We start from the raw sequence: 26,604 nt of genomic DNA, 5'->3' as shown, positions 1-26,604 counted from the left end.
TGCGTTCGTTGGCAACCCAATGCCGATCAGGTGTTTATTTCAAACAGCAACGCGGTTGCGTCGTCACTGACTTTGAAGCGTGGGTATCGCTGCCCATCGGGGTCTTCTTCACGCTCGACCCTGCGCAATTCAGCCATCAATCCGGCAAGGCCGCGTTCGGATGCTGCACGGATCAAACCGGCACCATCATAGCGCGCGTACTTATCGACCAGGGCGGAAAAACCGTCGCTGCACAGAAGCCCGCGCGCCGGCAAGGCGGGGCTGAACCGTCGAATTGAAAGATGGGAGGCTGCGTCGGGCGCGCTGCCCAGCGTCCACACCGAACCGCCCGGCTGATTGTGGCGTGCCCGCGAACGACGCAGGGCTTCGCGCACCACAGGCTCTTCTGCCAGCGAACGCCACGCGGCCAGGCCTCCAGCCTGTGCCACGGCGCGGCGTGCACCCTCGCTTTCAGTCTTGCTGTAATCCCCATTGGTTTCGAACGCCGTGCCATCAGCGCTGACCAGGAACAGCCGGCAGTCGCCAAGCCCGTAAACGATCAGTTCCTGGCCTTCGACACGTACCAGTTGAAAGCTCGCGGTCGGCAGCGCCCAAGCTTCGATCGTCTCGCCGGCAGTAGCGTCGGCAATCCGTTGTTGAACATCGGCGTTCAAGCCGCGAACCACGTCTGCAATCGGATTGATCATGCCGACTTTGGTCTCGAAAACAGTCGCCGCAAAAGCGGCGAGCCAGGCGGCATCGGATGCGGCATCGAGCAGCGGCCTGCCGCCAAGCCCGGTAGCGCCGTCTACGACGAAGGCACAGGACGCGTTGCCGCCGGCGGTGTCCTCGTTGCGGCGGGCCGCGCTGCCGGGATCGGAAAGCGAATCGAGAAGGCGCAGTGTCGGCATGGGATTCCCTGAGGTACGGCTTATGTTGCCCATCGCTTCATGACACGCAACCGAAAGCGGAAGGCTGGAACAGCCGAAAAGGATGTTTGTTTTGATGTCGCTGGGCTATAGCTGCTGCCGCCCGCAACTGCCCAAGGCCGACCATGCCAGCCAAGCTTTCCGTGAACCTCAATGCCATAGCGCTCCTGCGTAACCGTCGCGACCTGCCTTGGCCGAACGTGTCGGGTCTCGGCCGCATCGCGCTTGTCGCAGGCGCGCATGGCCTGACCGTGCATCCGCGCCCCGACGAGCGACACACCCGCAATTCCGATCTGCCGGAGCTTCGCGCGCTGATCGACGACGAGTTTCCCAACGCCGAGTTCAACATCGAAGGGTATCCGACCGAGGATTTTCTCGAGCTTGTGGAAAAAAACCAGCCCGAGCAGGTGACCCTGGTGCCGGATGACCCGGCGCAGGCGACCTCCGATCATGGCTGGAATTTTGTCGCGCAGGCCGATTTTCTTGACCCCATCGTCAGGCGGCTGAAGAAAGGCGGCTTTCGCGTTTCGCTGTTTTCCGATCCTGATCCTGCCGGCGTGACAGTGGCGCGCCGCATCGGCGCCGATCGCATCGAACTCTACACTGGCCCATATGGCGGTTATCATTCTGATTTGGAAAAGGCCGCCAAGGAACTGGAAAGGCTCGGAAAAACGGCGGACGCCGCGATAGCCGCGGGGCTTCAGGTCAATGCCGGGCACGATCTGGTGGTATCCAATTTGCCACCTCTGGTGAAGCGGATTCCGGGGCTGGCGGAAGTCTCCATCGGACATGGCTTGACAGCCGATGCGCTGGAGTATGGCATGGCAGGCACGATTGGGCGGTTTCTCAAGGCGTGCGGGTGGTAGAGACAGCTTTTCGAACCCGCGAATGTCAGCGTCATGACGCCGGGGCACTTGATATTGCATTGCGGCAAGCGTAGAGCACCGCGCGCTTGAAACGGAGTGTCACCGATGGCCGCTGCCAACCATGGCGCTGAGGCTGAAGGAACCGAACTGCCCGAGCATGCAGGGGTTGAGCAGCACAGCACCAAGGTGCTGATGCTCGGCGCTCTCGGTGTCGTCTATGGCGATATCGGTACCAGCCCGATCTATGCCTTTCGCGAAGCACTGGTCGCGGCCTCCGGCAGCGAACTTTCCAAGCGGGAAGACGTTCTCGGCGTCCTGTCACTGGTGATCTGGGCGCTGACGATCATCGTCACCATCAAATACATCATGTTCGTGTTGCGTGCCGACAACCGCGGCGAGGGTGGCACGCTGTCGCTGATGGCGCTGGCGCGGGCCACTTTCCAGAAGCGCTCGGCGATCGTGCTGGGCATCGGCATGGTCGGCGCCTCGCTGTTTTACGGCGATGCCGTCATCACCCCGGCCATCTCGGTGCTGTCGGCGGTGGAAGGCATGAAGGTCGTCACTCCGGCGTTCGATCCCTATGTCGTGCCGCTGACGCTGGTGATCCTGGCGATCCTGTTTTCGGTGCAGCGGTTCGGCACCGGCAGCGTGGCCTTGATCTTCGGGCCGATCACCGCGCTCTGGTTCCTCGCCATCGGTGCATCCGGTATCGTGCATATCATCGACGACCCGGAAGTCCTGCTGGCGATCAACCCCTATTACATCGTGCATTTCCTCCTCAATTCGCCGGGCGTTGCCTTCGTCACCGTGGGAGCGATCTTTCTGGCGGTGACGGGCGCGGAAGCGCTCTACGCCGACCTCGGCCATTTTGGCCGCAAGCCGATCGTGCTGGCCTGGCTTTGGGTCGTTTTCCCTTGCCTGCTGCTCAACTATGCCGGCCAGGCGGCCTACGTCCTGGCCAGGGGAGGCGAGATCGGCCATCCGTTCTTTGAGATGAACGAAGGCTGGGCACTGATCCCCATGGTGGTGCTTGCGACCGCCGCGACGGTCATTGCCAGCCAGGCGGTGATTTCGGGTGCCTTCTCACTCACCCGTCAGGCTGTGCAGCTCAACATGCTGCCGCGTCTTGAAATCCAGCACACGTCCGAGAAGCAGTCGGGCCAGATCTACATGCCGCGCGTCAATTTCATCCTGGCGATCGTGGTCATGCTCCTGGTCGTCGGCTTCCAGCAGTCGAGTGCGCTGGCTTCGGCCTATGGCATTTCGGTCACCGGCAACATGCTGGTTACCACCGTGCTGTTGTTCGTGATCATGACCCGCATCTGGAAATGGCACATCGGCCTCGCCGTGGCGCTGACGGCGCTGTTTGCCTTCATCGATGTCGGCTTCTTCGTCTCCAACATCGTCAAGGTGTTTGAAGGTGGCTGGGCCTCGCTGGCCGTCGCCTTCTCGGTGGTGCTGGTGATGTGGACCTGGGTGCGCGGCAGCCGTTATCTGTTCGAGAAGACGCGGCGCAACGAAATCCCGCTCGATTTCCTCGCTGGCAATCTGCTCAAGAAGAAGCCGCAGGTGGTCGCCGGTACTGCCGTGTTCCTGACCAGCGATCCGTTGAGCGCGCCGACGGCGCTCATGCACAGCCTCAAGCACTACAAGGTGCTGCACGAGCAGAATGTCATCCTCTCGGTGGTGACGGCGCCGCAGCCGATCGTGCCAGACAGCGAACGCGTCAAGATGGAAGCCATCAACGAGCTGTTCATGCGGGTGTCGCTGACCTTCGGCTACATGGAACAGCCCAACATTCCGAAGGCGCTGGCGATCTGCCGCAAGCAGGGCTGGAAGTTCGACATCATGACGACGTCCTTCTTCCTGTCGCGTCGTTCGCTGAAGGCTTCGCCGAATTCCGGCATGCCGTTGTGGCAGGACCGGCTGTTCATCGGCCTGGCACGGACCGCCGCCGATGCGACCGAATACTTCCAGATCCCGACCGGTCGTGTCGTGGAAGTCGGAACGCAGGTGACGATCTAGGGCAATGTTCCGCCCCGAATTGTCTAGGAACAAGGAGCTGTAGCGTTTCCCCGAAAAGCGGAAACACTACAGCGACAATCAGGCTGCAGCCGAAGTCGTGGTCTTGAGGGCGGCGATCACGTTGCTGGTGTCGGTCACCCAGCCGAAGACGTTCTCGAAATTCCACACGGAGGCCTGGCGATTGAAGTCGGGCCCCGAATGGTTCACCGCATCTTCGACGAGGATCGGCCAGAATTCGGCAAAGAAGGCATCGCGCGCCGTGCTTTCCACGCAGACATTGGTGGCAACGCCCGTGAACAGCAGATGCCGGATGTCGGCGCCAAGCAGGCGCTGCTCGAGGTCGGTTCCGCAGAAGCCACTGTAGCGTGATTTACGGATGACCCAGTCTTCCGGTTCCGGGGTGAGTGCGTCGATGATCTGCCAGTCCCAGGTTCCGTCGACAAGCAGCCTGCCGCCAAGCTCGGGGCGCTTGCGCATCGTGACGATGCCGAGCTCCTTGTGATAGTTCGGCGACGAGACGTCACCCGCATCGCCGAGATCGCCGCGATAGGACATCTGCAGGTAGACGACCTTGATGCCGGCATGTCGGCAAGCCTCCAGCAGTCGCCGGTTGGCGTCGATCACGGTCGGCGCACGGGATATGTCGACACCCGCCAGATCGAACATGCCGCCTTCTGAAACAAAGGCATTCTGCATATCCACGACCACGGCTGCGGTGTGTTCCGGATCAATGCTCACCGGCTCCGGTCTTGTCTTCAAGCTGATCATCGACGCCCCCATGATGATACGTCCAGCCTAGCAAACGAATTTGCCTGGGGGAAAGCCTGGAAGCACGCCTCGCAGGATCGATGTTTCCTGCAGAACGCGCCAAGGGTGACGGATCACCGCGTTGACAGCGAAAGCCGCAACGACAACTCTCAGCCGTGTTTCCACGAGGGTCACAATGCACGCCTTGCTCAAACGCCGCGCGGTTCTGATCCGCATCCCGATCGTCGCTGTCCGGCCGCTGTAGCGTTGCTTCCCGCTCTCGACATTGCGGTCGCCGGCGGCGGTCCGGCCGGCCTTGCTGCGGCGCTCTATTTCCATCGAGCCGGCCACAGTGTCACCATCTTCGAGCGTTTCAGCGAGCCGGAGCCTGTCGGATCCGGCCTGATCCTGCAGCCGACGGGGCTGACGGTGCTTGCCGATCTTGGCCTGCTGGATGCCATTCTTGCGCTCGGAAGCCGTATTGCGCGCCTGCACGGCGCGGACGCCACGAGCGGCCGCACGGTGCTCGACGTGCGCTACAATGCAAGGCCGGGCGGCCGCTTCGGTCTCGCGGTGCACCGCGCCGCGCTGTTTGGGGTGCTCTACCGCGCGGTGCGCGACGCCAATATCACGATAGAAACCGGGGTCGAGCTGGAGACGCTGGAGATCGGCGAACGGGTTCGCCTTGTTGCCGGTGGTGCTCGCAGCATTGGCCTGTTCGATCTCGTCGTCGATGCGTCCGGCTCGCGTTCGAAGTTGCGGCACCATGCGGCGGTGCCGGCCGAACCGCGCCCGCTTGCCTATGGTGCTTTCTGGGCTTCGCTCGGCTGGCGCGGCGACGGTTTTGACGAACACGCGCTTACGCAACGCTATCATCGTGCTTCGGTGATGATCGGGGTGCTGCCGATTGGTCGCCCGGTGCCGGGCGGCGACAGGATGGCGGCATTCTTCTGGAGCCTCCGGCCGGCAGACGCCGAGGTCGTGCGGGCGAGGGGGCTGCAGGCCTGGAAGGAGCGGGTACTCTCGTTATGGCCCGAGACCGCGCCCTATCTGGCGCAGATTGACAGTTTCGACGAACTGACGCTTGCCCGTTACGGCCACCACACGCTGAAGCTGCCGGCAGGCAGGCGGCTGGCCATCATCGGGGATGCCGCGCATTCGACGAGCCCACAGCTCGGGCAGGGTGCCAATATGGCTTTGCTGGATGCGGCGGCGTTGAGCCATGCCCTCAAGACGAGCGGCAATCTGGAAGACGCCCTGGCATCTTATGCAAGCGCGCGGCGCTGGCATGTGCGCGCCTTCCAGGCGCTGTCCTTGCTGTTCACACCTTTCTATCAATCGGACTCAGTGTTTTTGCCGTTCATCCGCGACCGGCTGGTCGCAACTGCAGCGCGGATGCCGCCGACGCCGCAATTGCTTGCCTCGACCGTGGCTGGAACACTGGTTGATCCGTTCCAGCCGGCCGGTCTCACGGAACCGGACTGGAGCAGGGCTGGCGCCGGCCCGGCCGGATCAGCGTCTAGCAGCGCGCTGTAGCAGCCTCCACAGGCACGAGCGCCTGCCTCTGTTCGCGACGGATGGCGATGGTCGCGATGACCAGCGCCAGCACGGGTGAGAGAGCCGCGAACAGCGGGACTGCTGCCAGGCCTGGGCCATGGTCGATGACCAGTCCGAGCAGCCAGGCACCCAGTGCATTGCCGAGGTTGAAGGCGGCGATGTTGAAGGACGAGACAAGGCTCTGGCCACCATCGCCGGCTTTGCCCAGCACCCAGAGCTGCAGCGGGGCCACCGTGGCGAAGCCGACCGCGCCGAGCAGGCCGACGAAGATCACCGCTGCGATCTGCTGATGGATGGCTGCGCCCATTGCCACCAGTGTGAGGGCCAGAACCGCCAATGTGCCGATGACCGTTGCAGTCAGCCGTTTGTCGGCGAGCTTACCGCCAAGCAGGTTGCCGACGAGGAGGCCGCCGCCGAAGACCAGGAGTATGGGGGAAACGGCAGCCTCCGGAAAGCCTGCAACCTGGGTTAGCAAAGGCGCGATATAGGTGAATGCGCCGAAGACACCGATCCAGGACAGAACGGTGACGGCAAGACCGATCAGTACGGCGGGGCGTACCAGGGCGGAAAGACCGCTGCCATCTTTCGTTTCGGTGTCATCGGCCGGCAAGCGTCTGGGCACCGCGAACTGAATCACTGCAAGCGCGACGATACCGATCAGCGTCACCGCCCAGAAGGTCGAGCGCCAGCCATAATGCTGGCCGAGCCAGGTGCCGAAGGGCACGCCAAGGATGTTGGCGGCGGTGAGGCCGGTGAACATGATCGCGATTGCTGTCGCCTTCTTGTCAGCGGCGACGAGGCTGGTCGCGACCACCGAGCCCACACCGAAGAACGTGGCGTGCGCGAAGGCGGTGACGACCCGGGCCGCCATCAATGTCCAGTAGTCCGGCGCCAGCGCACAGGCGGCATTGCCCAGCGTGAAGACCACCATGAGCGCCAGCAGCAGCGGTTTCTTCGGCAGTTTGGCGGTTGCGATACCGAGCAGCGGCGCTCCGAGGACGACGCCGAAGGCGTAGCCGGAGATGAGCAGGCCCGCAGCGGGGATGGAGACGCCGAGATCCTTGCCGACATCGATCAGCAGACCCATGATGACGAATTCGGTGACACCGATGCCGAAGGCACCGGCTGCGAGGGCATAAAGAGCAAGAGGCATGATAGCAGGTTTCCGAGATGCGGAGCGTTCGCACCGGAAAATGGACAGGCCTGCTGTCTTGAACTAGGCTGCCGTCAGGCAAAACATTCATGAACTGATTTCACAAACATGGCTGCGTCTCGCATAGATACCAATCGCCTCGGCGAAATGGACGTTTTCGTGCGTGTTGTGGAACTGTGCGGCTTTTCGCCGGCGGCGAGGGCGCTCAGGCTGTCGCCCTCTGCCGTCAGCAAGCTGATCGCGCGGCTGGAAGCCCGTCTTGGAACACGCTTGTTCAACCGCTCCACGCGCAAGCTGGCCCTGACTGCCGAAGGCGACATCTTCTACGAGCGTTGTGTGCGCATTCTGGCCGACGTCGACAGCGCCGAACATGAGGCTGCGGCAGGCGCTGCGCCGCGCGGACGCCTGAGGGTCAACTGCAACACGGCCTTTTCGCAGTGGCTGCTGACGCCGATACTGCCGGAATTTCTCGCCCATTATCCGGAAATCGTTCTCGATCTCGTCGTCTCGGATGTGGTGGTGAATCTCCTGCAGGAACACGCCGACGTGGCGATTCGCATCGGTCCGCTCGCCAATTCAAGCCTGATCGCGCGCAAGCTGGGCGAGAGCCGGGCAACAGTCGTGGCTTCGCCGGCCTATCTGCAGCGCGCCGGCACGCCGAAAACGCCGGCCGACCTTGCCAGCCACAATATGCTCGGTTTCGGGTTTTCGCGTCTGATCGAAGGCTGGCCATTCCTCGATGAAAACGGGCAGGTGGTGCGCATCGCCCCGCAGGGCAACGCACTGGTCAGCGATGGCGATACGATGAGGCGGCTTGCCATTGCCGGCCTGGGCATTGCACGCACCGCCCGCTTCCACATGGAAGAAGACCTTGCCGCCGGTCGCCTTGTGCCGCTGCTGGAGGACTACAGCCCAGGCGAAGTCGAGCCGATCCACGCGGTCTATGTCGGGCAAGGCGGTGCACTGCCGGCGCGCGTGCGTGCCTTTCTCGATTTCCTCGCCGAGAAGGTGCGGCTACGATAGGCCTGCCAGACGCAAACCCGCAGGTCTGGACGTTGTCCCTCGTGAGAAAGTCTGGTCGCGCCGCTCGAAATCGCGGCGGACGCCTGCAGATCGTTTGAGATCGGGCCGTGCGCAATTTTCCTTGAGCGGGATTGACGGCGCCGGTTCCTGTTGTTAAAGCCGAACCGTAACGTACGGTACGGTAACAATCGGCGATGGAAACGGACACCAGTCAGAGCGGAGCGGAGGCGCAGAATGCGCAGCCCGAAGCGCTGACCGATCGCCAGAAGGATGTGCTGGACACCGTCCTGAGGCTTCTCGTTGAAGAGGGCGATCACCTGTCGATGACGACGGTGGCGCGGCGGGCTTCCTGCTCCAAGGAAACACTCTACAAATGGTTCGGCGACCGTGACGGGCTGCTCACCGCCACCGTGCGCTGGCAGGCGTCGAAGGTGCGGGTCACCCCGGTCGACCAGGGCAATCCCGATCTGATCTCCCTGGTGGAAAGCCTGGAGGGATATGCGCGCGACTGGCTGAAAGTGATCGCCAGCGACACGTCGATCGCCCTGAACCGCGTTGCGGTCAGCCATGCCGGTTCGGGCAAGGACAATCTCGGCGCCATCGTGCTCGAAAACGGCCGCTTCGCGCTCGCCAAGCGCCTGAAGCCTGTGCTCGACGCAGGCAAGCGGGCAGGGCTGCTTGCCTTTGAGGATGCCGAAACCGCTTTTCGCACTTTTTTCGGATTGGTCGCGCGCGACGTACAGATCCGCCTTTTGCTCGGTGACTGGCCCGGCCTGACCGAAGCCACCATCGAAACCGATGCTGCGCGGGCCACCCAACAGTTTCTCGCTCTCTACGGGCAAAACCCCGGCCGCAAGGCCACTGACTTCAACGGGAAGGAATGAAGAAATGCGTGTCTATTACGATCGTGATGCCGATCTGAACCTGATCAAGGGCAAGAAGGTCGCTGTCATCGGCTATGGTTCACAGGGCCGTGCCCATGCGCTGAACCTCAAGGATTCCGGCGTCAAGGAAATCGCCATCGGCCTCAAGGCCGGCTCGGCGACCGCCAAGAAGGTCGAAGCCGATGGTCTCAAGGTGCTCACCGTCGCGGAAGCAGCCAAGTGGGCCGACCTGATGATGATGGCGACGCCTGACGAACTGCAGGCCGACATCTACAAGAACGAGATCGCTCCGAACATTCGCGACGGCGCGGCAATCGCCTTCGCACACGGCCTCAACGTGCATTTCGGCCTGATCGAGCCGAAGGCGACCGTCGACGTGCTGATGGTTGCGCCCAAGGGCCCTGGCCACACCGTGCGCGGCGAATACCAGAAGGGCGGCGGCGTGCCGTGCCTGGTTGCCGTCCATCAGGATCCGTCGGGCAATGCGCTCGATCTGGCGCTTTCCTATGCCTGCGGCGTTGGCGGTGGTCGCTCCGGCATCATCGAGACCAATTTCCGCGAGGAATGCGAGACCGACCTGTTCGGCGAACAGGCAGTGCTGTGCGGCGGTCTGGTCGAACTGATCCGCGCTGGTTTCGAGACGCTGGTGGAAGCCGGTTACGCACCGGAAATGGCGTATTTCGAGTGCCTGCACGAAACGAAGCTGATCATCGACCTGATCTATGAAGGCGGCATCGCCAACATGAACTACTCGATCTCGAATACCGCCGAGTGGGGTGAATACGTCTCGGGTCCGCGCATCATCACCGCCGAGACCAAGGCAGAGATGAAGCGCGTTCTCACCGACATCCAGACCGGCAAGTTCACGTCGGAGTGGATGCAGGAATACCGCTCCGGTCTCGCCCGCTTCAAGGCAACCCGCCGTCTCAACGACGAACACCCGATCGAACAGGTCGGCGAGAAGCTGCGCGGCATGATGCCGTGGATCTCGAAGAACAAGCTGGTCGACAAGGCCAAGAACTAAGACTGTCCGGCCGCACATCGATGCGGGACGCGCACCCTCAAACGATGCGCAGTGACAAAATCAAAGGCCGGCGAGTCACTTCGCCGGCCTTTTTCATGTGCCATTCCGGCACGGGTCCAACTGGCATGAAGCTCGCTTGTCATTGATTGACAGGGGCGAGATCCAGAACGGGTGAGCCCCGGGCGACCATCTTCACTCCGTGACGGGGTGAACCAGGTATTTCCGTACCGATTCGGCCGGTCCCGCGGGGGGCTCCCGGCGACGGTGCGAGAGCCGGCGCGGCGGGGGGCCGCGCCGGCTCAGTCAACACCTCAATAACGGTAGGGCGAAACACATTGCCGGCGCGGTCCGTAGTTGGGCTGGAAGGTGTTGTCCCAGGCCCGGTACGACCGATAGCGCGAATAGCACCATTGCACGTGGCCGGATGCGCGTGGGGCGCGATAGATACGTGGACGCGGCTGATAATAGTTGTCGTTGTACATCAGGCCGGAGCCGAGCAGGCCAAGCCCGAGATAGACGCCGGAGTTGTCCCAGCCGCGGCGGTAGTGGCGGCGATAGCGCCAACCGTCGTCGCGCCAGCCACGGTCGCCACGCCAATGGCGGCCACGCCAGCCATCGCCACGCCACCCGTCACCGCGCCATCCGTCGCGACGCCAGCCACGATCGCCGCGCCAGCCGTCACCACGCCAGCCGCGGCGCCATTCATTGTTCCTGATGCCGCCACCGCCACCACCGCCGGCCCAGCTGTCGCGAACCTTCACGATGTCGGACTGTGCCGGGGTTGCCGGTACTGCCGGTGCGGGCATGGGAACAGAAAAGGCCGGCGCCGAGAGGCCGACAAGCAGGCCGAGCGTCACGAGCCCGGTGCGGAAGTTGATGAGCCGTTTCATAACACTCTCCATAAACCACAGGCCCCGCGCCCTTGGATTCCGAGGGAGAGCACGACAATGGGCTTCGATCCATGAACGGGCGATGAATGGAAAGGTTTCATCAACTATTCCAAACGGCTTGTCGCGTCCCGTTATCGAACAGGTTCAGCCCATGGTTCAACCCTAGGGATCAGCCCTTGTCTTTGATGCCGCTTGCAGGCAAAGCTCGGGTCATGTCGCTGCGCCTCGCTACCTTCAATGTCGAGAACCTGATGAACAGGTTCGATTTTTCGGGCTACCGCAACCAGCTCAACGAAGATCGAACGCTGGCGCTCTTCGATATCCGCAGCGAGGCCGAGTACCGGCAGCTCGAGCAGGCCAGGGTCATCGCCCATTCCGACGACACCCGCCAGCTTACGGCGCTGGCGATCGCTGCGACGCGCGCCGACATCATCTGCCTGCAGGAGGTGGACAATATCGAGGCGTTGAAAGCCTTCGAATATGGCTATCTGTTCAAGATGGTCGGCGAGGGCTACCGCCAGAAATACACCACCGACGGCAACGATTCCCGCGGTATCGATGTTGCCGTCATGATGCGCACCGAAACTGCGCATGGCCAGCCTATCGACTTCGTGCGCATGACCAGCCATGCCTATGTCACTTTCGAGCAGTTCGGCCTGTTCACGCCGGAGCTCGCCGCGCTCGGCTATGAAGCCAACGAGCGCATCTTCCGGCGCGATTGCCTGGAGATCGACGTCACGGTCGGTGGCGTGCCGCTGACGCTCTATCTGGTGCATTTCAAGTCGATGGGGCCGCCACGCAATGGTCTCGACGGCCGCGCCGCGACCATGCCGCTGCGCAATGCGGAAGCGCGCGCGGTTCGCCGCATCATCGAACAGCGTTTCGGCGCCGAACATGCCGCCTCCAAGCGGTGGGCGATCTGCGGCGACATGAACGACTACCGCCATCGCGTCCTGATCGGTGGCGACGGTTATGCCGGGTACAACTTCAAGCCGGTGGCGGAGGCCGAATCCTGCCTGAACGTTTTCCTGGCGGACGGTTTTGCCGAGAACATCGTCGAACGACGTCCCGAAATGGATCGCTGGACGCTCTATCACACGCGCGGGCCGCAGGAGCGGCATCTCTGCCAGCTCGACTACATCCTGTTGTCAAAAGGAATGGCGGCGCGCAACGCCGCCATTCCCGACATCATCCGCAACGGACAGCCCTGGCGCACGCCGTTTCCGCCGGGCCAGGAGATCGAGCGGTTCCCGCGCATCGGATGGGACAGGCCGAAGGCTTCCGACCATTGCCCAGTGGCGGTCACGCTGGATCTCGTCTGAGCATGGCGCGTTTCGAGATTCCGCGCGGCATCATCCTGCCTGTCGCTTCGGTGGACGTGCGACTCGACCCCGAGCCGCACCCGTTCGAAATCGACAACATGACGCTGATCGAAGAGAACTGGCGGCTGGAGCATGCAGCCAACCCTCATCTCTACGATGGCATCCTGACGCTGCCTTCGGAGCTCAGGTTCAACGCTGACGGCGAACTTATCGGGCGATGCCATTTGGCACGGTTCGCAACGATGCTCTACTGGCGCAAGAACAAGGGCAGCCCCGACATCGAGCATTGTTTTGCCCAGGCCGCCTTGGTGGCGCGCGACGGTGCGCTGGTGGCTGTGCGGATGGGGGCGCATACGGCCAATGCCGGCCGCGTCTATTTTGCCGCGGGCTCGTTCGAACCCGAGGATTTTGTCGACGGCCGTGCCGATACGGTTGGCAACATGCATCGCGAAGTGATGGAAGAGACCGGGCTTGACCTGACCCATACGCCGCGCGAGCCCGGCTACCATCTGCATTCGATCAACGGTTCGACCATGCTGTTTCGCCGTTATTATCTTGGCGAGGATGCCGAGACAGCGGCCGAGCGGATCCGCGCCTTCGTTGCCTCGGAGGCCGAGCCGGAGATCGAAGGACCGGTGGTCATCCGTTCGGAAAGCGATCTGCCCGAAGGGACGCTCAACCATCTCGCCGCCGTCGCCCGCTGGCATTTCGCCTGACCTCGGTAACCCCCTTGCTACCGGCGTGCCGTTGCGTCACTGGTTGGCGTCGGCGACCCTTGCCGATGGCTCGAGAGGGAAGAGGCGATCATGCAGGCTGTTCGAATGCGGCTTTGGGCCGGCGTCCTTGCGCTGGCAATGGTGTCCTATAGCGGTGCTGCTGGTGCGCTCGACAGCGGCAATACGGGCGCCAAGGTGGTCGTTAAGCCACTGGCTTCGGTGACGACGACCGCCAGCGGACAACCGATCGTCCTGCCGCAGAAAAATGTGCAGGTTCTGGTCTCGACCTATGAGATCCCGAGCGGAGCGACCTTGCCCGTGCACCAGCATCCGTCAGCCCGCTATGCCTATGTGCAAGGCGGCACTTTGCAGGTGACCAATGTCGAGACCGGCAAAAGCAAGACCTACCAGACCGGCGATTTCATCGTCGAAATGATCGGTACCTGGCATCAGGCCGTCAACGTTGGCGCCGATCCGGTCAAGCTTCTGGTCATAGACCAGGTCGAAGAGGGGACGGCAAACACGCTGCTGCGGAAGTAATACCAACGGTCATATTGAATGACCGTTGGAGCGCACGCCAATTGACTGTGTTCTTGGGCGCCGCGCCCATTGGCGCGTAAGCCTAGAGCGTTTCCGTTTTTTCACGAAAACGCGGAAACGCTCTAGTTTTTTGTTTTCGTCGCATTTTTGTAACGCCAAGTGATTCCACTTGGCTACAAAATGCTCTAGCGGCCCGGATGGGCCGCGCCGGCGATTGAGGCGTCCTGGATGTGTCAACATCCAGGACCTTTGGCATAAGCTCTATTCGTGGCGCAGGGCTTCGATCGGGTCCAGCCGCGCGCCGCGCAGGGCCGGGAAGAAGCCGAAGACCATGCCGATCAGGGCCGAGAAACCGACGGCGAGCAGGATGACGGCAGGGCTCGGCGAGAAGGGGATAGACATCGTCAAAGCCGCCAGTCCCGCCAGGGAGAGGCCGAGCATGATGCCGATGATGCCACCGAGCAGGGACAGCACCGTCGCCTCGACCAGGAACTGGATGAGGATGTGGCGCTCATGTGCGCCGATGGCAAGTCGGATGCCGATCTCGCGCGTGCGCTCGGTGACCGATACCAGCATGATGTTCATGATGCCGATGCCGCCGACCAGCAGGCTCACGCCGGCAACGGCGCCCAGCATGCCGGTCATGGTCGCGGTGGCGGACGCCATCGTGTCGGCGATCTGCGTCATGTCGCGGATGTCGAAGTCGTTTTCGCCGTCAGGCGGCACGCGTCGTGCATCGCGCAAAATGCCTTCGACGCGCGGCAGAAGCTCCGACGTCGGCGTGGCTTCATCGGCGGAGACATAGATGTTGTCGACGTTGCGATTGCCGGCGATGCGCCGCTGAAAGGCGTGCAGCGGCATCAGCACGACATTGTCCTGGTCCTGGCCGAAACCGGTGTAGCCCTTCGCCTCGAGCAGGCCGATGATCTGACAGCTCATGCGGTTTACGCGGATTGCCTCGCCGACCGGATCGCCGGCGCCGAAGAATTGCTGGCGCACCGTCTCGCCGATCAGGCACACGCCCGCGCCCGAGCGGGTCTCGGATTCGGAAAAGGCGCGGCCGGAAGCGAGCTTCCAGTCGCGCGCATCGAGGAAGGCGCTTTCGGTGCCGGTCACGCTGGTGACCAGGCTTTCCGTACCGAAAACGGCACGCACCTGCTTTTGCGCCGCAGGCGCGATCGCCCGCGCTCCGGTCAATTGTCTGGACAGCGCCTCTGCGTCCTTTTCTTCGAGCGGCCGGGCGACGGAATCGGAGGTTCTCGGGCCGTTGAAGCGGCCGGAGCGCACCACGAGCAGGTTCGAGCCCAGCTTGGAGATGTCCGCTTTCACCTTCTGCGTGGTGCCGGAGCCGATGGTCAGCATGGCGATGACGGCGGCGACGCCGATGACGATGCCGAGCAGGGTGAGGAACGAGCGCAACGCATTGCGGCGCACCGAACGCAGCGCGAGACGAATGGTTTCCCAGATCATAGGGCGGCCTCCGCGGTTCTTGCGTCGGAAGCGACATGTCCGTCGAGGAAACGGATGGTCCTGCCGGCATAGGCGGCGATGTCCGGCTCATGCGTGACCATGACGATGGTCAGGCCAAGTTCCCGGTTCAGCCGGGTGAGCAGATCCATGATCTCGTGGCTGCGCGCCGTATCGAGATTGCCGGTCGGCTCGTCGGCCACCAGGAGCGTCGGACGGCTGACGATGGCGCGGGCAATGGCCACGCGCTGCTGCTGGCCGCCGGACAGCTCGGCGGGCGTATGGTGTTCGCGCCCGGTCAGCCCCACTTCGGCCAGTGCCTGCATGGCAAGTTGCCGGCGTTCGGTGTGGGCAGCACCGCGATAGATCAGCGGCAGTTCGACATTCTCGACGGCGGTGGTGCGCGGCAGAAGATTGTAGCCCTGGAAGACGAAGCCGATATGCAGGTTGCGCAAGGTCGCGCGGCGGCCGCGATCGAGGCGGCCGGCATCGACGCCCATGAAGCTGTAGGTGCCGGCGGTCGGCGTATCGAGGCAACCGACGATGTTCATCGCCGTCGATTTGCCCGAACCGGAAGGGCCCATGATGGCGACGAATTCGCCACGCGGAATGGCAAGATCGATGCCGGCCAGGGCATTCACCCGCGCCTCACCGTCGCCATAGGTCTTCCAGACTTTGTCGAAATTGATCAGCGGAGCCCTAGCCCGCATTTCTCACACTCCATGCGGTCTGCGTTGCTCTTTGGGCGAGGTGGATACGGCGTCGAGGGGCGAAAAGCGTATAGGGACATACGGTTGAGCCACTCGACGCCGTAGACGCCCGCCGAAAGGCAACCCGGAGGGCCGGTTGAAGAAGCCGACAGAGTGCGTCGCCGTGCTTGCGCGATGCCCCGCATCGCGGCTGTGCACGGCTCCTACCCTGTCGGCTTCTTGAACCGGCGCAGGCCGCAGCGAGTGTAAGAAATGCGGGCTAGACATGGTCAGCTGCGCTGCTGGGCGGCGGTGATGACGAGATCGCCTTCGCCCAGTCCCGAGAGAACCTCGGTCAGGTCGCCATTGGTCGAGCCCACGGTGACATCCACGGGGTGGGGCCGGCCGTCCTTCAGGATGAACAGTCGGCGTGTTCCCTCCGGCCCGCGTGCCTGCTGGCGGTCGCGCGGGCCGGCGTTGATGCGGTTCGGGCGACCAGTGAACATCGACAGCAGGCTGAATTCGCGGTTGCGCGTATCGGCGCTTGGCCGGAAACGGAACGCGGATGACGGGACGGTCAGGGCGCCCTTGGCCTGCTTGGTCACGACGGAGACGGTCGCGGTCATGCCGGGGCGCAACAGCAGTTCGCCATTGTCCACCTCGAGGCGCGCCTTGTAGGTGACGACGCCATCGGTGGTGACCGACGCGTAGGCGATTTCGCGGATCTGCGCGTTGAACGGGCGTTCGGGGAAGGCATCCACAGTGAAACGCGCATTCTGGCCGGGTTGCACGGTGCCGATGTCGGCCTCGTCGATCGCTGCCTGCACTTCCATCTTCTTCAGGTCGGCGGCAATGACGAACAGGACGGGCGCCTGCAGCGACGACGCGACGGTCTGGCCGGGATCGACCGACCGGGTCAGCACGATGCCGTCGATCGGTGCATAGATCGTGCTCTTGGCGAGATCCGTCTGCTGTGCCTTGAGATCAGCATTTGCAATCGCCAGGCTGGCTTCCGCGCTGTCCAGCGCGGCCTTGGCGCGGTCGCGGGCGGCCAGCGCGGTGTCGAGCGCCTGCTGAGTGGCCATGCCACGCTTGGTCAGTTCGGAGGTGCGCGACAGGCTCTGCTCGCTTTCACGCAGCGTGACCTGGGCAGTTTCGACTGCCGCGGCTGCCGCTTTCGCCGAAGCCTTGGCGCGTTCGATCTGGACTTCCAGCTTGGTGGTGTCGAGTGAAGCCAGCACGTCGCCCTTCCTGACCTGCTGGTTTTCCTCGACGGAGACGGTACGGACGATGCCAGAGAGTTCAGATGAAATGTCGACCTGGGTCAACGGCTGCAAGGTGCCGGTTGCCGAAACCTGGACGGTGAGGTCGGCGCGCGCGGCGGGTTGTGTGGTGTAGTCGATGCGGGCAGGGGTGCCTGCATACCAGCGCCAGCCACCGAAGGCGGCCGCGATGACAAGCACGGCCAGAACGGCAAAAAACCAGCCGCGCCGGCGTCGTTTGTTTGTTCCTGGTCCGTCGAGGTCGAGGGACGCCCTGATGGCGGAAGCCTCTTCCGCCCCTGGCTGCTTGACAGTCTGGTCCACGCCGGACCCCTATGCTGCTCGTAATGTCCCTACTTGCGACACATCAGGTTTTGTGTGGGCAATAGCAAATTAATTTTCAGTCATGTTGGAAAAAGGACGAGCGGGAATTCGGTCATGGCGGCACGCAACTATCTGATTTATGACGTTTTTACGGATGACCGGCTGGCCGGAAATCCACTGGCTGTGGTGCTCGACTGCGAAGGGCTGGACCTCGAGGCCATGCAACGCATCGCCCGCGAGTTCAATTTGTCCGAATCGGTCTTCGTGCTGCCGCCGGAGAACCCGCGTCACCGGGCCCGCATCCGTATTTTCACGCCGGACTACGAGATGCCTTTTGCCGGGCACCCGACCGTTGGCAGCGCCATCGCCCTGGCCGAGCTGGAAGAGCGCACGGAGGATGCGATCTTCGTGCTGGAGGAAAACATCGGGCCGGTGCGCTGCGCCGTCAGCCGCGGCGAGGGCGCCACCTTCGCCGAGTTCGACCTTGCCAAATTGCCTGAGCAGCTCAAGCTCACAGCCGAGCCTGATGCGATCGGCGCGGCGCTGGGGCTCGGGCCGCACGAGATCGGCTTCGAGAACCACCGTGTCGCCTTTTTCAGCGCCGGCGTGCCCTATGTCACCATCCCGGTTGCCAATCTGGCGGCCGCGGCCAAGGCACGGCTCAACAACGACATGTGGGCACAGTTGGCGCCGAAGAAGAGCGAATGGGCTTTTGCCAGCCCCTACGTCTACTGCCGCGAAACCGTGAACAGGGAAAGCGCCTTCCACGTGCGTATGATCGTGCCCGGCAATCCGTCCTATGAGGATCCGGCAACCGGTTCGGCCGCGGCCGCCTTTGCCGGTGCCATCATGCATTTCGACCAGCCGGGCGATGGCATGACGCGCTGCTGGATCGAACAGGGCCTGGAAATGGGGCGCCCGTCGCGAATCCGTCTCGAACTCGATGTCGCGGGCGGCAGGCTGGCGTCCGCCCGCATTGGCGGGCAGGCGGTCAAGGTGGGCGAGGGCAAGCTGTTCGTGTGATCGAACGGCCGTTGATCGGCCCGCAAAAGGGTGCGGCAAAAAGAACCGTAACGATTTGTCGGGAAATGAAGCGACAGGGGCTGGACAGGAGGGGGAGCGGCGGCTATATGCCCGCCCAAGCTGGTTTTCACCAGCCCCGTGGGTGATTAGCTCAGTTGGTAGAGCAGCTGACTCTTAATCAGCGGGTCGTAGGTTCGATCCCTACATCACCCACCATTTCAATCACTTAGATGGCATTCCGAAAGCGACCTGTTCTCACAGGTTGCTTCTGTGTCGTGGAAGTCGCGCCGGTTCTGCTCCGGCGCGATATGCTTGGATGTCCTGCTATGGCTGGCGAGGCAGGAGCCGAAACAGTTCAGTCCCGATAGACTTCGACGTTGATGAAGTCGGGATAGACATCGACCCGGATCGCCGGTGTTCCGTTCAGAATCGCCTGCCGCGACGCCTTGCTCGCGGCTCCCCGGTTCAGCATCTCTTCAAGCCTGGCCCGGTTGCCCTTGTCCGCGAAGAACGAATCCGTCTCGTCCTCGGAATCACCCTTGCCGTAGACATAGAGGTTGGCTCTGTCCTGCCGGATGATCGCGGCAACGCTGGTGAGGCGCTCGCCATTGGAATTGAAATGGTCGGCGGCGCTCAGCCTGGCGACATAGGATTCGATTGGCTGCGCGAAAGCGGCGCATGGTGCCACGGCCATCAACAGGCCTACGGACAAGAACAACGATTTCATGATGACCCCTCATTTGGACGGGGACACTTATCCGGTAGCGCTGCGGCTGTCATCTCAGCCCGATGAAATAGGCCGCAACGATCTGAACGCAGGTGATCGGGCTCGCCTCCCTCCAGACCGACTGTGTTGCCTGAGCGCGCCGAGAACTGCTGTCAGGCGACCCCGATCGGATGGGAACCTATCGATCGCTGGGCGGAGGCGACAAGTGCGACGATCGTCGTATAGGCAGCTTGGAGGAGCGACCTGTCTGTTGCATCGGACCAAGAGGCGGTACGCTACGTCTGCTATCTCAGCGAAGTAACATTTTGTCAGGCTATGAGGATCTTCGCTTCCTTGGCCGCGGCCAGGAAGGCCTCCCGGGCAATCCTGGGTTCGCCGCCACCGCCGAGTACGCGCATGCAGGCCATCCTTGCTACGATCCGCTGTGCCGTTTCACCAATCGGCCAGTGGTAGAGCAGCAATTCCGCGGCGTCGCGCGTGCTCTTTACCATTTTCTTTCCTGCAGGCAGTCGCACAGCGACCGGTTCGTCGAATGTGCCTGTTTCGCGATGATCCATGAGCAAGTCTCCAACGAGGCCCCACGGAACATCATACGGCGCAACACGTCTGTTGGTTTCTTCACATTCTCGCATGCACGCTCACGTTGCGTGATGTGCCACAGCGCCCGTCCCTGTATCAGCTGTCTTCCGAGACAGTTTTGCCGTCGTCCTCATCGACAAGGATGAGCGCGCTGACTTGTCACTTCTCGAACGAGGCCTCGCAGTACTCACGTTGACCGCTATTTCCCGCAATAGCGGTCGTTGATGTCGTTTGCCGCATTGGCGTCGGGGCCGACGCGATGATAGGCGCAGGGGCCGGCTGCGGTGGTGAACAGCTGCTTGTCGTAATAACGCGGTCCGCCGAACAACATCTCCACCAGCGTCCGCCCGGCCGGTAAGTAGCGTTCCTCGTGGTGGACGCGCTGCTTCTTGTGGGGGTGCTTCTTCTCGCCGGCAAAGCTCGGCGCGGCGAGGCCGACTGCCAGGACCGCCGTGAGTGTGCAGGTCGCGAAACGCTTCATCACCAATCTCCTTGCTTTGGCTCAGGAAGCTGGAGCCACGGGGAAAGTTCCCCCGCGCTTCGGAAAATCTCTGAAAAGCCGTGCGTTGGCAATGCCACGCGACGGAGGCTCGCCGCAGTTGGCAGGCAAGACCAGGGGCTATTTTTCCGAAACGCCGGCTTCAGCGAAACTTGCCATGCCGGCGTGGCACGCGAGCGCCGAGCGGATGAGATTGACGGCGAGGCAAGCGCCGGATCCTTCGCCGAGGCGCATGCCGAGATCGAGCAGCGGCGTCAGGCCCAGCGCCTGCAGCAGGCCGCGATGGCCGGCTTCCGCCGAGACATGGGCGGCAATGGTGTGGGCGAGGCCTGCCGGATGCAGCTTGGCCAGGGGAGCGGCCGCAGCGGTGCAGACGAAGCCGTCCAGCAGCACCGGCACATTGCGATGCCGTGCAGCAAGCGTCGCGCCGAAGATGGCTGCCAGTTCACGCCCACCGAGCGCTGCCGCGGCCCTGAGCGGGTCGGCAAGCACCGCAGCATGGCGGTCCAGGCCGGCTTCGATGGCGACGATCTTGCGTTTCAGGCCGGCATCGTCGACGCCGGTGCCGCGACCGGTCCATTTCTCCGCGCCACCGCCGAACAGGGCAGCCGAAATCGCCGCGGCCGGGGTGGTGTTGCCGATGCCCATTTCGCCCAGGCAGACGAGGTCGAGATCGGCATCCACGGCGTCATAGCCGGCGGAGACGGCGGCAAGGAAAGCCGCCTCATCCATGGCGGCACCCTGCGTGAAGTCGCCGGTCGCATGGTCGAGATCGAGCGGGATGACATCGAGTTCCGCACCCGTCGCGCGGGCGAGCTGGTTGATGGCTGCTCCGCCATGGGCGAAGTTGGCCACCATCTGCACGGTGACTTCCGAAGGGTAGGCCGATACGCCCTGAGCGGTGACGCCATGGTTGCCGGCGAAGACGAACACCTTCACCCGGTCGAGCCGAGGCATGTCGCGGCCCTGCCAGCGCGCCAGCCAGGCGGCGATGGTTTCCAGCCGGCCGAGGCTGCCCTGCGGTTTCGTCAACGTATCCTGACGGCGCGCGACAGCCGCCGCGGCCGTTTCACTGCCATCCGGCAGGTTGCGGCAGGCGGCATGCAATTCGTCAAAGGATTTGAAGGACATGGCGGGTTTGTCTCCAAAACGGAATCAGGTGAGTGCGACGGACGCGACGATGAGGATGGCGATCTCGCAAAGCTGCTGCAGGGCGCCGGCGGCATCGCCGGTGTGGCCGCCAATCTGGCTGAGGCAGAGCTTGCGGAAATAAGCGAAGATCACGGCGAGCAGGATCGCGGCAGCGATCGCGCTGCCAAAGCCCAGCACCAGCAGCGCAACGGCGCCCAGGATGATGCCTGACTGGGCAGTGCCCAGCGAAACCGTACCGATGCGGGAAGAAAGACCTTCGGCGGTGGCAGACGGCAGCCAGTGCAGGAAGGCGCCGAGCAGGCCGCGCGAGGCGGCATGGGCAGCGACCAGCGCCAGCAAGGCGGACCAGCCGTTGGAAAACTCCGCGAGCGCGCTCCAGCGGATGAGGATGCTCAGGCCGAGTGCGGAAGCACCATAGGCGCCGATGCGGCTGTCATGCATGATCTCGAGCTTGCGTTCCGGAGTGCGGCCGCCGCCGAAACCGTCGGCGACGTCGGAAAACCCATCCTCATGCAGGGAGCCGGTGGACAGCATCATGGCAGCCAGTGCAAGCGCTGCGGCGGGGCCCGATGCGACGCCGAAGCTCGTTGCCAGCGTGAACACGGCCGCGCCGATGATCGCCACCACCACACCGGCAATCGGAGCTGCCCAGATCGCGTCTGCCAGCTTGCGGTCGCCGAAATCCAGAACCGGCAAAGGCAATCGCGTGAAGAAGACCAGTGACAGTGCGATGTCGGTGGCGATTCTGGCCGAGGCTGAGTTCGTGCTCATGGGTTCATCGCGATGGCATGGAAGAAGGTGCCGCTAACCAGGCCACGCCGCGCGCCCGAAGAGCCGAGCGAGTTGCCGAGGCCATCGGCAAGATCGGCAAGCGGCGCGTCCGAACCGGCGTCGATCACTTGCGCATAGTGGAATTCATGGCCGCGCACGACCGTGCCGGACGTCCCAAGGGCGCAGTCGCTTTTCAATCGCGCTTCGCGATAGCCGAGATTCATCTTGCGCTTGGCAAATGACGTGGAGTGGCCGAGCAGGCCAAGCATCGCATGGGTGACGCCGTCGGCGTCTTCGAGCGTGTTACCCAGCGTCATGAAGCCCCCGCACTCGCCGTGAACCGGTTTGGACGCGGCAAAGCGCAGCATGCCGGCGCGGAAATTCGCTGCGGCGGCGAGCGTGCCTGCGTGCAGTTCCGGATAACCACCCGGCAGCCAGCAGATATCACAGCCGGCATCCGGCGCTTCGTCGGCGAGCGGCGAGAAGGGCACGATCTCGGCGCCGGCCCCGCGCCAATGCGTGGCGACATGTGGATAGACGAAGGTGAAGGCAGCATCCTCGGCGAGCGCGATGCGCTGGCCGGGCGGCGGCAGCGCCGCGCCGAAATCGCCTGCAGCCGGTTGCAGCGGCGCCGCCAGCGCCATGATCGCATCGAGGTTGAGAGAGGTTTCGGCCATGTCGGCGAGCCGGTCGAGATGCGACATCAGGCCGGCATGTTCGCTGGCCTGGACCAGACCGAGATGGCGCTCAGGCAGAGCCAGGGCGGAATCGCGCTGGATCGCGCCCACCACCGGCAGGCCGAGCGCCTCGATGGCATCGGCGCACAGCTTGCGATGGCGCTCGCTGCCGAGACGATTGAGCACGACGCCGGCGATGCGCACATTGGGGTCGTAGCAGGCAAAACCCTTGGCGATCGCCGCGGCCGTCGTCGACTGGCCGGAAACGTCGAGCACCAGGAGCACCGGCAATCGGTAGAGCCGGGCGAGGTCGGCCGCCGAACCGGTGCGGCCATCCGGGGAGGGAATGCCGTCGAACAGGCCCATGGCGCTTTCCAGCACCACCAGTTCGGCATCGCCGGCAGCGCGTGCCGCCAGGCCGTTGAGCAGGGAAGGCGGCATCGCCCAGCTGTCGAGGTTGACCCCGGGAAGACCGGTGGCGGCGGCATGGAAGCCTGGGTCGATGTAGTCCGGGCCGGACTTCGCGCCGCGCACGCGCACCCCGCGCCTTGCCAGCGCACGCAGTATGCCGATGGTGACGCTGGTCTTGCCGGAGCCGGAGCGCGGGGCGCCGACGATGATGGCGCCAGCGTTCATGGCTTGGCCGCCAGCCGTTCACGCATGGCAACGATGCCGCCGATGACGATCAGCGCCGGCGACACGATCGCTTCGCGTACAGCGGTCTCCACCAGCGTGCCGAGGGTGGCAATGACGGTGCGTTCCTGCGGCAGCGTGGCATTTTCGATCAGCGCGGCAGGGGTATCGGATGCCAGCCCGCCGGCCAGCAGGTCGGCGATCGTCGCTTCCATATGGGTCAGGCCCATATAGATGACGATGGGCTGGCCGGTGCGGGCGAGCGCCTGCCAGTCCGGGCGATCGTCGGAAACCGCGGCAAAGCCGGTCGCCAGGATGATGGCACCGTTGATGCCGCGCATGGTGGCCGGAATGCCGGCCGAGGTCAGTCCGCCAAAGGCCGAGGTCACGCCGGGCAGGACGCGATAGGGTATGCCGTGTTCGGTCAGCGCCAGCGTCTCTTCGCCACCGCGCCCGAAGACGTAGGGGTGGCCACCCTTCAGGCGCACCACCTTGCGGCCTTCCCTGGCGAGCTTGACCAGCAGTGTGTTGATCTCACCCTGCGGGATGGACAGCCGGCCGCCGCGCTTGCCGACATAAAACTTCTCGGCCTGCTCGGCGACGTCGATGATCTCCCGGGAGACCAGCGCGTCATGCACCAGCGCATCGGCCTGGCCGAGTGCTGAAAGCACTTCCAGCGTCAGCAGGCTCGGATCGCCCGGGCCTGAGCCGGCCAGCCAGACATGACCGGGTTCGAGTTGTGGCTTGTGTGCGGTCAGCTTTTCGAGCGTCGCGGAAAGCGTCATAGCCGGTTCCTGAAACGGCGCTGGTAATAGGCGTCGTAGAGTGAACTCTCGGTGAAGTCCTCTGCGGCGAGCGAGCGCCCGACGAAGATCAGCGCGGTGCGCTCGATCGGGTCGGCGGTCAGTATGGCGGCGACGGTCTCCAAAGTCGCGCGGATGACGCGTTCGTCCGGCCAGCTGGCACGAAAGACGATGGCGACAGGGCAATCGCCGCCATAATGCGGGGTCAGTTCCGTCACCACCTGCTCGATGGCGTGAATGGCGAGGTGTATGGCCAGCGTCGCGCCCGTTCGTCCGAAGGCCGACAGGGTCTCGCCGGGCGGCATCTTGGATGCGCGGCCCGAAACGCGGGTCAGCACCAGGCTTTGCGCCACTTCCGGGATGGTCAGCTCGCGTTTGAGCGCTGCCGCGGCCGCGGCGAAGGAAGGCACGCCTGGGGTGAGCGTGTAAGCGATGCCGTTGCGTTCGAGCCGGCGGATCTGCTCGGCGACGGCGCTCCACACCGAGAGATCGCCGGAATGCAGCCTCGCCACGTCCTGTCCAGCCTTGTCGGCGGCGACATATTCGGCCTCGATCTCGTCGAGCGACATCGGTGCGGTGTCGACCAGCCGTGTGCCCGGCGCGCAATGCTCGAGCAGTTCCGGCGCCACGATCGAACCGGCATAGAGGCAGACCGGGCAGGAGGCGAGCAGCCTGGCGCCGCGCAAGGTGATGAGATCGGCAGCGCCGGGACCGGCGCCGATGAAATGTACGGTCATGCCGAGGCTCCGCTGACAGCGATGGCGCAGGTGACGGCGCCGGTGACGAGGCGCGGGCCAAGCAGGCGCGCGTCCTTGCCGGCCGCCGCGAGTGCCGCGCTTTCCGAAACGGATGGCGAGCCGGCAATAGCGCGGGAAATATCGGAACGGGTGAGGGTGTCGTCGCTCTCATCGGCGCCTTCGACGACGATCACCGCAAGGCCAAGCCGCTCCGCAGCGGCAAAGATGGCGGCCTCGTTCCGCTTGAAACTGGTGGTGGCGAGCGCGGAGAGCGCGGAGCGATCAAGGGTGTGGCTGTGAAGGGCCGCGTCCAGTGCCGCCAGAACACTGGCCGTATCCACGCCTTTGCGACAGCCTATGCCCGCGACGATCATGGTTTGACCCAACTCCACTGCGTCACCGGCAGGGCGGGTCGCCAGGCCTGCATGGTGCCGACGGGCGCGGCGCGCGAAATGGCGATGCGCGTCAGTGTGCCGCCCAGTTCCGCCTGGCGGGCGACCAGCAGCGCCTCCATCTCCAGCGTGACCGCATTGGCGACGCAGCGGCCGCCGGAAGGCAATGCTTTCAAGGCGGCATCGAACACGCCGGCATCGGTGCCGCCGCCGCCGATGAAGATGACATCGGGCGCACTCAGGCCGGACAACGCTTTCGGAGCCTCACCTTCGATCACGGTCAACTCCGGCACGCCGAAAGCAACGGCGTTGCGCCGGGTGCGTCCCGCGCGTTCGGCGTTGGCTTCGATGGCGACGGCGCGCAGCGAAGGATGCGACAGCATCCACTCGATGGCGACGGAGCCGGAGCCGGCGCCGATGTCCCACAGAGTTTCGCCACGACGTGGCGCCAGCGCGGACAGCGTCATGGCGCGCACTTCGCGCTTGGTGATCTGGCCGTCGGTTTCGAACAGCTCATCAGGGAGACCGGAAGCCAGGGGCAGGATGCGCGCCTGCGTTTCCGATTCAATTTCGAGCGCCAGGGTATTGAGTGGATTGATGTTTTTGAGATTGAAGGCATCGGCGCGCGCGCCGCGGACGAGTTCGTCCGGACCACCGAGTGCCTCCAGCGCAGTCAGCCGGGACGGGCCGAAGCCCAGTTCGGAGAGCAGCGCTGCCAGCCTGGATGGTGCTGCCCCGTCGGAGGTCAGAGCCAGGATGCGAGCACCGGGTTGCAGCAAAGGCCGGATGAGGTCGAGCGGGCGTCCGTGCAGGGAAATCGTCTCGATATCCTGCAGTGGCCAGCCAAGCCGAGACGCAGCGAGCGAGAAGGATGAAGGAGCAGGCACCACCACCATGTCGGCGGCGGCCACCTTGCGCGCCAGCGTCACGCCAACGCCGTAGAAGAACGGATCGCCGGATGCCAGCACGCAGACACGGCGGCCGGCGCGGTCGAGAACCGCATCCATCTCCGCATCGAAAGGCGTTGGCCATGGGTGCATCTCGCCGGTGACCAAGGATCCGGCGAGGTCGAAATGACGCCTGCCGCCAAAGACGAACTCGGCCTCGGCGATCAGCCGCTTGGCCTCATCGCCCAGACCCGCTACACCGTCCTCGCCGATGCCGACGATGGCGAGCCAGGCTGGCAAGGCGCGCGTTTCTTTCTCAGCAGGCAT

At 63.9% G+C, this 26,604-nt stretch carries 27 protein-coding genes and 1 tRNA gene; 11 read left to right on the top strand and 17 right to left on the bottom strand.

Annotated features, from left to right (window positions below):
* Positions 1-26: 26 nt before the first annotated feature.
* Positions 27-890, bottom strand: coding sequence for a hypothetical protein (locus AC3WTO_RS11055; protein ID WP_492460747.1), 864 nt, complete (start codon positions 888-890; stop codon positions 27-29).
* A gap of 143 nt (positions 891-1,033) precedes the next feature.
* Here AC3WTO_RS11055 and AC3WTO_RS11050 point away from each other — a divergent pair, with 143 nt between their 5' ends.
* On the top strand, positions 1,034-1,774 hold the full coding sequence (locus tag AC3WTO_RS11050) for a pyridoxine 5'-phosphate synthase (protein WP_492460746.1): 741 nt from the start codon (positions 1,034-1,036) through the stop codon (positions 1,772-1,774).
* Positions 1,775-1,879: 105 nt separating this feature from the next.
* Positions 1,880-3,799, top strand: a complete 1,920-nt coding sequence (locus tag AC3WTO_RS11045; RefSeq protein ID WP_492460745.1) for a potassium transporter Kup — start codon at positions 1,880-1,882, stop codon at positions 3,797-3,799.
* 78 nt (positions 3,800-3,877) lie between these two features.
* On the opposite strand, the gene AC3WTO_RS11040 is transcribed toward AC3WTO_RS11045, so the two are convergent.
* Positions 3,878-4,567 carry a cysteine hydrolase family protein gene (locus AC3WTO_RS11040; RefSeq protein WP_492460744.1) on the bottom strand — a complete coding sequence of 230 codons (690 nt, stop codon included), beginning with the start codon at positions 4,565-4,567 and terminating at the stop codon, positions 3,878-3,880.
* A gap of 246 nt (positions 4,568-4,813) precedes the next feature.
* Here AC3WTO_RS11040 and AC3WTO_RS11035 point away from each other — a divergent pair, with 246 nt between their 5' ends.
* Entirely contained in the window at positions 4,814-6,082 is a 1,269-nt protein-coding gene (locus AC3WTO_RS11035) for an FAD-dependent oxidoreductase (protein ID WP_492460743.1), read from the top strand.
* Here the strand turns inward: AC3WTO_RS11035 and AC3WTO_RS11030 are convergent.
* Positions 6,066-7,256 carry an MFS transporter gene (locus tag AC3WTO_RS11030; RefSeq protein WP_492460742.1) on the bottom strand — a complete coding sequence of 397 codons (1,191 nt, stop codon included), beginning with the start codon at positions 7,254-7,256 and terminating at the stop codon, positions 6,066-6,068. The genes AC3WTO_RS11035 and AC3WTO_RS11030 overlap by 17 nt on opposite strands.
* Positions 7,257-7,364: 108 nt before the next feature.
* Here AC3WTO_RS11030 and AC3WTO_RS11025 point away from each other — a divergent pair, with 108 nt between their 5' ends.
* The 3 genes from AC3WTO_RS11025 (at position 7,365) to ilvC (ending at position 10,187) form a co-directional block, all read left to right on the top strand.
* Entirely contained in the window at positions 7,365-8,279 is a 915-nt protein-coding gene (locus AC3WTO_RS11025; protein WP_492460741.1) for a LysR family transcriptional regulator, read from the top strand.
* Positions 8,280-8,473: 194 nt separating this feature from the next.
* Positions 8,474-9,163: a TetR/AcrR family transcriptional regulator gene (locus AC3WTO_RS11020; RefSeq protein WP_492460740.1), complete on the top strand. Its 690-nt coding sequence runs from the start codon at positions 8,474-8,476 to the stop codon at positions 9,161-9,163.
* Positions 9,164-9,167: 4 nt separating this feature from the next.
* On the top strand, positions 9,168-10,187 hold the full coding sequence (gene ilvC / locus AC3WTO_RS11015) for a ketol-acid reductoisomerase (RefSeq protein ID WP_492460739.1): 1,020 nt from the start codon (positions 9,168-9,170) through the stop codon (positions 10,185-10,187).
* A 311-nt stretch (positions 10,188-10,498) separates the two neighbouring features.
* On the opposite strand, the gene AC3WTO_RS11010 is transcribed toward ilvC, so the two are convergent.
* Positions 10,499-11,077 carry a BA14K family protein gene (locus tag AC3WTO_RS11010; RefSeq protein WP_492460738.1) on the bottom strand — a complete coding sequence of 193 codons (579 nt, stop codon included), beginning with the start codon at positions 11,075-11,077 and terminating at the stop codon, positions 10,499-10,501.
* 212 nt (positions 11,078-11,289) lie between these two features.
* On the opposite strand from AC3WTO_RS11010, the gene AC3WTO_RS11005 reads away from it, so the two are divergent.
* From AC3WTO_RS11005 to AC3WTO_RS10995, 3 genes are all read left to right on the top strand, one after another.
* A complete protein-coding gene (locus tag AC3WTO_RS11005; protein WP_492460737.1) occupies positions 11,290-12,399 on the top strand; it encodes an endonuclease/exonuclease/phosphatase family protein in 1,110 nt (369 codons plus the stop codon).
* A gap of 2 nt (positions 12,400-12,401) precedes the next feature.
* The gene (locus tag AC3WTO_RS11000; RefSeq protein ID WP_492460736.1) at positions 12,402-13,115 is read left to right on the top strand and encodes a hypothetical protein; all 714 of its coding nucleotides are present in this window, start codon (positions 12,402-12,404) and stop codon (positions 13,113-13,115) included.
* Between the two features lie 138 nt (positions 13,116-13,253).
* Positions 13,254-13,655 carry a cupin domain-containing protein gene (locus AC3WTO_RS10995; RefSeq protein WP_492460868.1) on the top strand — a complete coding sequence of 134 codons (402 nt, stop codon included), beginning with the start codon at positions 13,254-13,256 and terminating at the stop codon, positions 13,653-13,655.
* A 261-nt stretch (positions 13,656-13,916) separates the two neighbouring features.
* On the opposite strand, the gene AC3WTO_RS10990 is transcribed toward AC3WTO_RS10995, so the two are convergent.
* From AC3WTO_RS10990 to AC3WTO_RS10980, 3 genes are all read right to left on the bottom strand, one after another.
* Positions 13,917-15,125: an ABC transporter permease gene (locus tag AC3WTO_RS10990; RefSeq protein ID WP_492460735.1), complete on the bottom strand. Its 1,209-nt coding sequence runs from the start codon at positions 15,123-15,125 to the stop codon at positions 13,917-13,919.
* Entirely contained in the window at positions 15,122-15,832 is a 711-nt protein-coding gene (locus tag AC3WTO_RS10985; protein ID WP_492460734.1) for an ABC transporter ATP-binding protein, read from the bottom strand. Before AC3WTO_RS10985 ends, AC3WTO_RS10990 begins: the two co-directional genes overlap by 4 nt.
* Before the next feature lie 269 nt (positions 15,833-16,101).
* Positions 16,102-17,397: an efflux RND transporter periplasmic adaptor subunit gene (locus AC3WTO_RS10980; protein WP_492460733.1), complete on the bottom strand. Its 1,296-nt coding sequence runs from the start codon at positions 17,395-17,397 to the stop codon at positions 16,102-16,104.
* Between the two features lie 114 nt (positions 17,398-17,511).
* Between AC3WTO_RS10980 and AC3WTO_RS10975 the strand changes: the two genes are divergently transcribed.
* Both AC3WTO_RS10975 and AC3WTO_RS10970 read left to right on the top strand, forming a co-directional pair.
* On the top strand, positions 17,512-18,420 hold the full coding sequence (locus AC3WTO_RS10975; protein WP_492460732.1) for a PhzF family phenazine biosynthesis protein: 909 nt from the start codon (positions 17,512-17,514) through the stop codon (positions 18,418-18,420).
* Positions 18,421-18,560: 140 nt separating this feature from the next.
* Positions 18,561-18,636, top strand: a tRNA-Lys gene (locus AC3WTO_RS10970).
* A 139-nt stretch (positions 18,637-18,775) separates the two neighbouring features.
* On the opposite strand, the gene AC3WTO_RS10965 is transcribed toward AC3WTO_RS10970, so the two are convergent.
* From AC3WTO_RS10965 to cbiE, 10 genes are all read right to left on the bottom strand, one after another.
* Positions 18,776-19,147 (bottom strand): hypothetical protein, encoded by a 372-nt coding sequence (locus AC3WTO_RS10965; RefSeq protein WP_492460731.1) that lies wholly within the window; start codon positions 19,145-19,147, stop codon positions 18,776-18,778.
* A gap of 308 nt (positions 19,148-19,455) precedes the next feature.
* Positions 19,456-19,704 (bottom strand): DUF982 domain-containing protein, encoded by a 249-nt coding sequence (locus tag AC3WTO_RS10960; RefSeq protein ID WP_492460730.1) that lies wholly within the window; start codon positions 19,702-19,704, stop codon positions 19,456-19,458.
* A 221-nt stretch (positions 19,705-19,925) separates the two neighbouring features.
* Positions 19,926-20,207, bottom strand: a complete 282-nt coding sequence (locus AC3WTO_RS10955) for a hypothetical protein (RefSeq protein WP_492460729.1) — start codon at positions 20,205-20,207, stop codon at positions 19,926-19,928.
* A gap of 138 nt (positions 20,208-20,345) precedes the next feature.
* Entirely contained in the window at positions 20,346-21,356 is a 1,011-nt protein-coding gene (gene cobT, locus AC3WTO_RS10950) for a nicotinate-nucleotide--dimethylbenzimidazole phosphoribosyltransferase (RefSeq protein ID WP_492460728.1), read from the bottom strand.
* Between the two features lie 24 nt (positions 21,357-21,380).
* Positions 21,381-22,148, bottom strand: coding sequence for an adenosylcobinamide-GDP ribazoletransferase (locus AC3WTO_RS10945; protein ID WP_492460727.1), 768 nt, complete (start codon positions 22,146-22,148; stop codon positions 21,381-21,383).
* Entirely contained in the window at positions 22,145-23,461 is a 1,317-nt protein-coding gene (locus tag AC3WTO_RS10940; protein ID WP_492460726.1) for a cobyrinic acid a,c-diamide synthase CobB, read from the bottom strand. Before AC3WTO_RS10940 ends, AC3WTO_RS10945 begins: the two co-directional genes overlap by 4 nt.
* Positions 23,458-24,243, bottom strand: coding sequence for a uroporphyrinogen-III C-methyltransferase (cobA, locus tag AC3WTO_RS10935; RefSeq protein ID WP_492460725.1), 786 nt, complete (start codon positions 24,241-24,243; stop codon positions 23,458-23,460). Before cobA ends, AC3WTO_RS10940 begins: the two co-directional genes overlap by 4 nt.
* On the bottom strand, positions 24,240-24,998 hold the full coding sequence (cobM, locus tag AC3WTO_RS10930; protein WP_492460724.1) for a precorrin-4 C(11)-methyltransferase: 759 nt from the start codon (positions 24,996-24,998) through the stop codon (positions 24,240-24,242). The genes cobA and cobM overlap by 4 nt, the downstream gene beginning before the upstream one ends.
* On the bottom strand, positions 24,995-25,372 hold the full coding sequence (locus tag AC3WTO_RS10925; RefSeq protein ID WP_492460723.1) for a cobalamin biosynthesis protein: 378 nt from the start codon (positions 25,370-25,372) through the stop codon (positions 24,995-24,997). Before AC3WTO_RS10925 ends, cobM begins: the two co-directional genes overlap by 4 nt.
* The gene (gene cbiE, locus AC3WTO_RS10920; RefSeq protein ID WP_492460722.1) at positions 25,369-26,604 is read right to left on the bottom strand and encodes a precorrin-6y C5,15-methyltransferase (decarboxylating) subunit CbiE; all 1,236 of its coding nucleotides are present in this window, start codon (positions 26,602-26,604) and stop codon (positions 25,369-25,371) included. Before cbiE ends, AC3WTO_RS10925 begins: the two co-directional genes overlap by 4 nt.

This window comes from Mesorhizobium sp. EU05-FHT14A09 (assembly GCF_058790995.1).
Note: the sequence above shows the minus strand (reverse complement) of the source record. Positions and strands in the feature narration are given on the sequence as shown.